This is a genomic window from Gluconacetobacter dulcium, from assembly GCF_014174165.1.
Lineage (GTDB): Bacteria > Pseudomonadota > Alphaproteobacteria > Acetobacterales > Acetobacteraceae > Gluconacetobacter > Gluconacetobacter dulcium.
The window spans coordinates 1-8,116 of record NZ_JABEQN010000046.1 but is presented as its reverse complement, the minus strand read 5'-3'; the positions used below and the strand labels follow the sequence as shown (position 1 = coordinate 8,116).

10 protein-coding genes are annotated in these 8,116 nt (G+C 62.5%); 4 read left to right on the top strand and 6 right to left on the bottom strand.

What is annotated here, in order from left to right:
- Positions 1 to 119 precede the first annotated feature (119 nt).
- The 4 genes from HLH25_RS19630 to HLH25_RS19615 all read right to left on the bottom strand — a co-directional run bounded on the left by HLH25_RS19630 (position 120) and on the right by HLH25_RS19615 (position 2,790).
- Positions 120 to 395, bottom strand: a complete 276-nt coding sequence (locus tag HLH25_RS19630; RefSeq protein ID WP_182975694.1) for a VirB3 family type IV secretion system protein — start codon at positions 393 to 395, stop codon at positions 120 to 122.
- Positions 395 to 727: a TrbC/VirB2 family protein gene (locus HLH25_RS19625; protein WP_182975693.1), complete on the bottom strand. Its 333-nt coding sequence runs from the start codon at positions 725 to 727 to the stop codon at positions 395 to 397. The genes HLH25_RS19630 and HLH25_RS19625 overlap by 1 nt, the downstream gene beginning before the upstream one ends.
- Entirely contained in the window at positions 724 to 1,701 is a 978-nt protein-coding gene (gene trbB / locus HLH25_RS19620; protein ID WP_182975692.1) for a P-type conjugative transfer ATPase TrbB, read from the bottom strand. Before trbB ends, HLH25_RS19625 begins: the two co-directional genes overlap by 4 nt.
- A 168-nt stretch (positions 1,702 to 1,869) precedes the next feature.
- Entirely contained in the window at positions 1,870 to 2,790 is a 921-nt protein-coding gene (locus tag HLH25_RS19615) for an AraC family transcriptional regulator (RefSeq protein ID WP_182975691.1), read from the bottom strand.
- 179 nt (positions 2,791 to 2,969) lie between these two features.
- On the opposite strand from HLH25_RS19615, the gene HLH25_RS19610 reads away from it, so the two are divergent.
- Positions 2,970 to 4,025 carry an aldo/keto reductase gene (locus tag HLH25_RS19610; protein ID WP_182975690.1) on the top strand — a complete coding sequence of 352 codons (1,056 nt, stop codon included), beginning with the start codon at positions 2,970 to 2,972 and terminating at the stop codon, positions 4,023 to 4,025.
- 36 nt (positions 4,026 to 4,061) lie between these two features.
- Here HLH25_RS19610 and HLH25_RS19605 read toward each other — a convergent pair whose 3' ends face one another.
- Both HLH25_RS19605 and HLH25_RS19600 read right to left on the bottom strand, forming a co-directional pair.
- A complete protein-coding gene (locus tag HLH25_RS19605) occupies positions 4,062 to 4,490 on the bottom strand; it encodes a ribbon-helix-helix protein, CopG family (RefSeq protein ID WP_182975689.1) in 429 nt (142 codons plus the stop codon).
- 7 nt (positions 4,491 to 4,497) lie between these two features.
- Positions 4,498 to 6,495, bottom strand: a complete 1,998-nt coding sequence (locus HLH25_RS19600) for a conjugal transfer protein TraG (protein WP_182975688.1) — start codon at positions 6,493 to 6,495, stop codon at positions 4,498 to 4,500.
- Between the two features lie 172 nt (positions 6,496 to 6,667).
- Here HLH25_RS19600 and HLH25_RS19595 point away from each other — a divergent pair, with 172 nt between their 5' ends.
- The 3 genes from HLH25_RS19595 (at position 6,668) to HLH25_RS19585 (ending at position 8,039) form a co-directional block, all read left to right on the top strand.
- The gene (locus HLH25_RS19595) at positions 6,668 to 6,820 is read left to right on the top strand and encodes a hypothetical protein (RefSeq protein WP_182975687.1); all 153 of its coding nucleotides are present in this window, start codon (positions 6,668 to 6,670) and stop codon (positions 6,818 to 6,820) included.
- Positions 6,821 to 7,011: 191 nt separating this feature from the next.
- On the top strand, positions 7,012 to 7,674 hold the full coding sequence (locus HLH25_RS19590) for a hypothetical protein (protein WP_182975686.1): 663 nt from the start codon (positions 7,012 to 7,014) through the stop codon (positions 7,672 to 7,674).
- The gene (locus HLH25_RS19585) at positions 7,671 to 8,039 is read left to right on the top strand and encodes a hypothetical protein (RefSeq protein WP_246402884.1); all 369 of its coding nucleotides are present in this window, start codon (positions 7,671 to 7,673) and stop codon (positions 8,037 to 8,039) included. Before HLH25_RS19590 ends, HLH25_RS19585 begins: the two co-directional genes overlap by 4 nt.
- Positions 8,040 to 8,116: the final 77 nt, after the last annotated feature.

Here is an 8,116-nt window from a genome sequence, read left to right as displayed (position 1 = left end):
CACCGCGGCGTCAAGCGGCTCAAACCACGTTATCCTCGTCGCCATCGTGGCAGGCCTCCACCCTATCGCCCCAATATCGTCATTATACCCTCTAAGTGAACAGTATTGGGGCGATCTCCCTATACCCGAAGCCAGGCGGGGTAGCGTAGATGCCGCCGCCCGACCTCGATGAAGAACGGATCGCGCCTGGCGCCCCAGACCGCCAACGTGTGGCCGACGATCCAGAACGCGGCACCGATCAGCCACAGCCGCAGGCCGAGTGCTATCGCGGCGGCCAGCGTGCCATTGGCAATGGCGACCGCGCGTGGCGCACCACCCAGCAGGATCGGATCGGTCAGGGAGCGATGCACCGGGACATGAAAGCCCGGCACCGCGTCATCGTCATATCTCGCCATCAGATCAGCGCTCCGCCCGAGAAGGAGAAGAACGACAGGAAGAAGCTGGACGCCGCAAAGGCGATGGACAGCCCGAACACGATCTGGATCAATTTCCGGAAACCTCCCGAGCTTTCGCCAAAGGCCAGGGTCAGGCCCGTCACGGTGATGATGATCACCGAGATGATCTTCGCCACCGGCCCCTGCACGGATTCCAGAATCTGGTTGAGCGGCTCTTCCCACGGCATGTCCGATCCGGAGGCCAACGCGGAGGAACACCAGACGATCGACAGCAGGGCGATGGTGGACAGGGTAGGCGCGTGACGGCGCACACGAGACGGCGCGTTGGTCATTGGTGTTCTCCCATGTTCTGGAAAGGATGGATGCGGTAGTCACCGGTGACAGGGTCGAGCCCGTCCACCATGGCGAGTTCGGACAGGCGACGAGCATTGCCCCGGCCGGACAGCACGGCGATCATGTCAATCGTCTCGGCGATCAGGGCGCGTGGGACGGTGACGACGATTTCCTGGATCAGCTGCTCCATGCGACGCAGCGCGCCGATGGCGGTACCGGCGTGCAGCGTGCCGACCCCACCGGGATGACCCGTGCCCCACGCTTTCAGCAGATCCAGCGCCTCGGGACCGCGCACTTCGCCGATCGGGATACGGTCAGGTCGCAGCCTGAGCGCTGATCGCACCAACTCAGACAGCGACACCACTCCGTCGCGGGTGCGAAGTGACACGAGGTTTGGCGCGCGACATTGCAGTTCCCGCGTGTCTTCAATCAACACGATGCGGTCATCTGTTTTCGCGACCTCGGCCAGCAGGGCGTTGACCAGCGTGGTCTTGCCGGTGGATGTGCCACCCGCGACAAGGATGTTCTTCCTGTCTGCAACAGCGCGACGCAGGAACGCCGCCTCCCCTGCGGTCATGATCCCGGCAGCGACATAATCGTCGAGCGTGAACACGGCGACGGCGGGTTTGCGGATCGCAAAGCTTGGGGCCGTCACCACGGGTGGCAGCAATCCCTCGAACCGCTCCCCGGTCGGCAGTTCCGCCGAAACACGCGGTGCCGCTTCATGCACCTCCGCATCGACATGGTGCGCGACCAGCCGCACGATGCGCTCGGCATCGGCGGGCGCAATCGTCTCACCCGTGTCGGCCAGCCCCTCGGACAGTCGGTCGATCCACAACCGCCCATCCGGGTTGAGCATCACCTCAACGACGGCGGGGTCTGCGAGGTGCCGGGCAATGGCCGATCCCATCGCCGTGCGCAGCATGGAAATTCCACGCTGTCGGGCAGCGCTTTCAATCGATGTGACCGCCATGAAAATCCCCGTCCGGTCAAGTCACCCGGCCTCTCCGGACGACGACGGGGATCATTAGAGAGTGCTGTTTTCTCCCGTTTTCAACAGCATTTTCCCTCGATCGTACAGGATCGTAACGGATGCGGGTTTTACTTGCTCCTGACGGTTTGTCGAAACCGGCAGACACGTTCAGGAGAGGCGCTCTGCCTCGACCTCCTGCGCAAGGAGCATAGAATCCCCCCGCAGCCGGGCGGCATCACGGGCCGGCGGTGTCCCGAACATGCGCCGGTAATCGCGGCTGAACTGGGACGGGCTGTCGTAACCCACGGCGAAGCCAGCTTCCGCCGCGTCGTCACCGTCCGCCACCAGACGCCGCCGCGCTTCCTGTAACCGGATGCAGGTGCGATATTGCATCGGACTCATCAGCGCCACTGCCTTGAAATGCCGGAACAGCGAAGGCGCACTCATGCCGGCAAGACGCGCCAACTCGTCGATTCCGAAATCCTCGGCGTAATGCGCGCGCATCCAGGCCATAACCCCGGCAATCCGGGTCAGGTGGCTGTCCGCCACCGCGATCGCCCGAAGCCGGGCGCCGAGCGGCCCGGTCAGCAGGCGGTAATAGATTTCCTGCAGCACCAGCGGGGCGAGAACCGGAATATCGCCGGGTGTATCCAGCAGCGCGACAAGGCGGCGCACGGAATCCAGCAGCGCCTCGTCCAGTGATGCGACGGCCAGACCGGCTTCCTCCCCCGCCCCTCTGCCCCCGCCAACGGGTGCCGACAGCAGCAGGTCCGCCAGCATCGTCGGATCGAAATCGATACTAAGCGCCAGATAGGGTTGGTGCGGGCTGGCCTCGATCACCGCGCTGCTGACCGGCAGATCGACTGTCGTGATCAGGTAATGGCTGTCGTCATAGGTGAAGGCATGCTGCCCAAGCTCGACCCGCTTGCGACCCTGGACGATCAGATAGAGCCGGGAGCGGTAAATACAGTTCAGCGGCACCGACCGGCTTTCGGAATGGAACAGCATGAGTCCGGGCACGGCCGTCGGCGTGCGCCGCCCGGCCGCGTGCCGTCCGATAAGATCGCGCAGATGATCGATCGCAGACATCCCTAACCCTCCGCCATCAAGCTGCCCGTGAGAATAACGGCGCACAAGGCACGGTTTCTGTTTCTGATAGCATCGGGCAAGAATACGATGGGATTTTCCTACCGCGATGCCCCTCCCAGGGAGCACCATGCCGCCACGCCGCATCATGCGGTCCGTCTTTTTCGCGGAGATATCATTCCATGAAATACAATCCGCTCGGCCGTACTGGCCTCCTGGTCTCGGAACTCTGCCTCGGCACCATGACCTTCGGCGGTCAGGGAGGCATCTGGGAGCAGATCGGCGGTCTCGCACAGGAGAGCGCGGATGGTCTGGTCCGCGCCGCGCTTGATGCCGGGATCAACTTCCTCGACACGGCAAACGTCTATTCCAACGGACTGTCGGAACAGATCACCGGCCAGGCCCTGCGCAACCTTGGCGTGGCGCGCGATGACATCGTGGTCGCGACCAAGGTGCTGGGACCGATGGGCGACGGTCCGAACGCCCGTGGCGCCTCACGCGCGCATATCATCGCGCAATGCCATGCCAGCCTGAAGCGGCTGCAACTCGACCATATCGATCTCTACCAGATCCATGGCGTGGATCCGATCACCCCGATCGAGGAAACAATGGAGGCGCTGGATACGCTGGTCCGCTCCGGAGCCGTCCGTTATGTCGGCGTCTCCAACTGGGCGGCCTGGCAGATCAGCAAGGCGCTGGGCATCGCCGAGCGCAAAAGCCTGGCGATGATCCGCTCGCTGCAAGCCTATTACACCGTCGCTGGACGCGATCTGGAGCGCGAGATCGCGCCGATGCTGGATGAGGAACAGGTGGGACTGCTGGTCTGGAGCCCGCTGGCGGGCGGGTTACTGTCAGGCAAATACCATCGGGACGGCACATCGGTCAGCGGTGACGGTCGGCGCGCCAGCTTCGATTTCCCGCCGGTCAATCGCGATCGCGCGTTCGCCGTGATCGACGCCATGCGCCCGATCGCCGAGACGCACGGCCGCAGCGTCGCGCAGATCGCCATCGCCTGGCTGCTGCACCGCAAGGTGGTAACCAGCGTCATCATCGGGGCGAAACGTCCGGACCAGTTGCAGGACAATATCGCGGCCACCACCGTCACGCTGTCCCCAGAAGATCTGGCGACGCTGGATGCGGTCAGCGCCCTGCCGCCGGAATATCCGGGCTGGATGATCGAACGACAAAGTGGCTATCGCGCCGGTGCCAAGGCGGGGGAACTGCCGAAAACATCGTAGAATACGCAACGGGACTGACCGACGCCGGGACGCCCCCTAACTGGCGTCAGATGGCACGTCGTCGGGAATCTCCTGCCGGAAGACCGGTCCCCGACTGAGTCGCCGTCCAAGCGCGGCCACGAACGCTTCATACCGTTCCGCCCCCTGCGCCCGCGCTGCCGCTGCCGCTGGTTCCGGCAAGGGCGGACTGACTGTCATCCAATAGCGGATGAACAGAGCCAGCGTCTCAAGGCTGATCCCGAGATCACGCTCCATGCGGGCGACCTGCCGGTCGAGACGATCCAGCCTGCGGCTCATCGCTGCTTCCCGCCGCTCATCGGCATCAGGCGACAGGAAGGATGCGATGGCGGCTTCCGCCACCAAGGAAAGGGACAGATCGCGCCGCGCGGCATGGGCGGTCAGGGCATCGAGCAGTTTCGGTTCCAGATACACCGACAGCCGCGCCTTCTTCGGGAATGTTCTCATTGCGCCCTCACAACCCAAGGTCATTGCCACGGTCGAGCCCGGCCTGTCGGGCAATCCGCGTCAGGTCAGCGCGGTCCCGCGCTACTGGATCCTGTCGCGGTTCCTCACCAAAAAGGTCCGGTGCCGCACGCCGCTTGCGTTTGTCGTTATCCGCCGGGTCATGCTCGCGCGACCACTTCCGCCCCGTGCCGAGCGATTCATCGCTATCGGCATCGTCGGGCCTGTCAGGCTCTGCCGCCGACGTTTTCTCCGGCGACGGGGTGGCAGGAAGCGCGCGGCCACTCCAGTCATCAGGTCGTACAGGCCGTGCCAATTGCGTGGGATCCGGCGGCGGCAGAACGCGCTCGACGAACCGGCGGTCCCGGAAATACCGTGCCTTGCGCGCGCGAATTGGGGGACAACCCGCCACCATGACCACCTCATCCCGCGCCGGAAGCTGCATCACCTCACCCACCGTCATCAGGGGACGCGCGCTCTCCTGCCGTGAGACCATGAGATGCCCAAGCCAGGGCGACAGCCGGTGCCCGGCATAGTTCTTCTGCGACCGGATTTCCGTGGCCACTCCCAGACCATCGGATACCCGCTTTGCCGTGCGCTCATCGTTGGTGGCGAAACTGACCCGGACATGGCAATTGTCGAGAATACTGTTGTTCTGACCGTATGCCTTGTCGATCTGATTCAGGCTCTGGGCGATCAGGAACGCCTTGATTCCGTAGCCCGCCATGAAGGCCAGCGCGCTCTCAAAGAAATCCAGCCTGCCAAGAGCGGGAAACTCATCGAGCATCAGCAGCAGGCGACGCCGTCCCTTCCGGCCGGACAGATCCTCCGTCAACCGCCGCCCGATCTGGTTGAGGATCAGGCGGATCAGCGGTTTGGTGCGGCTGATATCCGAAGGCGGGATGACGAAATACAGCGAGACGGGCCGGTCCCCCTCCAGCAGATCACTGATCCGCCATTCGCATCGACTGGTCACCGTCGCCACCACAGGATCGCGGTAGAGGCCAAGAAACGACATGGCGGTGGACAGCACGCCGGAGCGCTCATTGTCCGATTTGTTGAGCAGTTCCCGTGCCGCCGAAGCCACGACGGGGTGCGGCCCGGCCTTCCCGAGATGCGATGTCCGCATCATGGCGGACAGGGTCGCCTCGATCGACCGTTTCGGGTCGGAGAGGAATTTCGCCACCCCGGCGAGGGTTTTGTCGTCCTCGGCATAGAGCACATGCAGGATCGCCCCGACCAGCAGAGCATGGGAGGTCTTTTCCCAATGGTTCCGCCGCTCCAGCGAGCCTTCGGGATCGACCAGGATGTCGGCGATGTTCTGCACGTCGCGAACTTCTGACGCCCCGCGCCGGACTTCCAGCAGCGGGTTATAGGCCGAGGACGCCGGGTTGGTGGGATCGAACAGCAGCACGTGCCCGAAAATCGCGCGGAAGCCGGCGGTGATCTGCCAGTTCTCCCCCTTGATGTCGTGGATGATGGCCGAGCCCGGCCAGGTCAGGAGTGTAGGGACCACCATGCCCACCCCCTTGCCGGTGCGCGTCGGTGCGAAAGTCAGGACGTGCTCGGGACCATCGTGCCGGAGATAGGCCCGGCCGTATTTGCCCAGTACGACGCCATCTTCGCCCAGCAGCCCCGCCGCGCGAATCTCCGCGTCTTCGGCCCAACGGGCGGACCCATAGGTCGCGGCCCGCTTCGCTTCACGGGCGCGGTGGACGGACAGCGCCACCGCCGCCATGAAGGCCAGCACCCCACCGGAACCCGCGATCCAGGCGCCACGTGCGAACACCGCCGGGGCGTAGGCGTCGAACTCATACCACCACCAGAAGAACAGCGGTGGGGCATAGACCGGCCAGCGATGCAGGACCGTAAACCACGGCCGGCCGAGTTCCGGTTGGAACGCCAGTTCCCAGGCCGTCCATTGTGTCGCTGTCCACCAGGACAGCACGATCATGGACAGGACCACGAGCGCCTGTCCCCACTGGATCCGTGTTCCCGGCTGGTCCATCGTGTCCTCCCCTCGTTATGGGAGACAGCGAAGAACTGGGATTTTCCGGGAAGCAAGCGTTCTGTGTCACCTGTCGTACCAGTGCGTACAGGAGCGAAAAAATACTTGCACGTTGCGGACGACAGCCAAAGGCCCCCATCATACGCGGAATATCCCCGGACGGAGTCGCGCCATGACCGGATCGTCGCCCTTCTTCCCACCGTCTGACGATACCGTCGATCAGCAATGCACGGAGGAACAGCGGAAGTTCAACCATGTGATTGATGCGGTGAACGCATTGCACACACGGCACGGCTTCCTGAGCGATGAATTTCCAACACTTTGAACTGGCCGCCATAGTCACTCTGGCCAAGGCGCTTGACGGGCAATATAAAAAGAAAAAGGCCCGCCTTTCAGCGGGCCTTAATATATCCTTGGACGATGAGGGGGGGCATACGCCCGCGTTCTCAAAGCCTCTGCCTTCTTATATCGTGGCTCTGATGCCACCGTCAATATCGAGCCTACAGGAACTCCTCATTGCCTTTCTCCCCGGCCGAGATACAGGATCTGCCCGTCGTCATTTCCGCACCACGCTTTGCAACCTACCTGCAAGCCATGGGCAACGACCGGGAAAAGGCTCTCGCGCTTTATGAGTGGAATCTCGATGTTTCATCGGCGCTGATCATCCCGCTTCAGGTCTGCGAGGTTGCTGTCCGCAATGGCATCGCTGAAGCCATTGAGCGTGTCCATGGTGCCAACTGGCCATGGAACAATGGTTTCATCAGAAGCCTGCCTCGCCCGAAGGGTCGGGTGCGATATAACCCGGCGATCGATCTTCAGACACGCGCCTCGACGCTGCCCACAACCGGCAAGATCATAGCCGAATTAAAGTTTGCATTCTGGGAGAACATTTTCACTGCCGGTCAGGACACCCGCATCTGGAACACGCATTTGCTTACCTGTTTCCCCGGAGCACCATCAGGACAAACGATCCCGCAATTGCGGGCAGCGGCCTATGCGGACCTCCAGATCATTCGACGTCTGAGGAACCGGATCGCGCATCATGAACCAATCTTCACTCGCAATATCGCCGATGATTATCAACGGATCCATGACATGATTGCATGGCGCAGTCAGGTAGCAGCCGCCTGGATGGATCGAAAACAGACCGTTCTCACCCTGCTCGCGATGAAGCCATGACCGGCAAGTTCTCTCCGTTTGTTATCAAAGCTTTGGTCGATACGATCACGGGCGGTGCTGGAAACGATAATGCATCCCCAATCGGGATCTATCGCTCAGGCCCTAAAATCGAGCAGTTCTTTCTCAACTGTGGCCTCGATATGCGTATCGGCGCGAGTTCGCGTATCCCGGCTACAACTGACTTCCTCCGCAGGGTCGCTAACCACCCTGATGGTAATGCTGAGGTCTATCTCACCCGGATTATCGAACAGGTCTGTGATCCCCGTAACTATCTGGAGCATCCTGACAGAGCGACCGCTGTACGCGAGCATCTCAACAAGGCTCTCGGAGCTGTACCGGCCTCGGTTTTTGAGACAGTTAGTTGAAGCCTAAGCGGCGATAGCCGCATTGGCCAGAGCCTTGGCTCGGACTGCGTTGGGAGACATGAATCCGTGCCGTTCGA

Bases quoted from the DNA above. Each gene is read 5' to 3' on its own strand.
- HLH25_RS19595 (WP_182975687.1), top strand. From the start codon at position 6,668: ATGACCGGATCGTCGCCCTTCTTCCCACCGTCTGACGATACCGTCGAT.
- HLH25_RS19585 (WP_246402884.1), top strand. From the start codon at position 7,671: ATGACCGGCAAGTTCTCTCCGTTTGTTATCAAAGCTTTGGTCGATACG.
- HLH25_RS19600 (WP_182975688.1), bottom strand. From the start codon at position 6,495: ATGGACCAGCCGGGAACACGGATCCAGTGGGGACAGGCGCTCGTGGTC.
- trbB (WP_182975692.1), bottom strand. From the start codon at position 1,701: ATGGCGGTCACATCGATTGAAAGCGCTGCCCGACAGCGTGGAATTTCC.
- HLH25_RS19615 (WP_182975691.1), bottom strand. From the start codon at position 2,790: ATGTCTGCGATCGATCATCTGCGCGATCTTATCGGACGGCACGCGGCC.
- HLH25_RS19610 (WP_182975690.1), top strand. From the start codon at position 2,970: ATGAAATACAATCCGCTCGGCCGTACTGGCCTCCTGGTCTCGGAACTC.
- HLH25_RS19630 (WP_182975694.1), bottom strand. From the start codon at position 395: ATGGCGAGATATGACGATGACGCGGTGCCGGGCTTTCATGTCCCGGTG.
- HLH25_RS19605 (WP_182975689.1), bottom strand. From the start codon at position 4,490: ATGAGAACATTCCCGAAGAAGGCGCGGCTGTCGGTGTATCTGGAACCG.
- HLH25_RS19625 (WP_182975693.1), bottom strand. From the start codon at position 727: ATGACCAACGCGCCGTCTCGTGTGCGCCGTCACGCGCCTACCCTGTCC.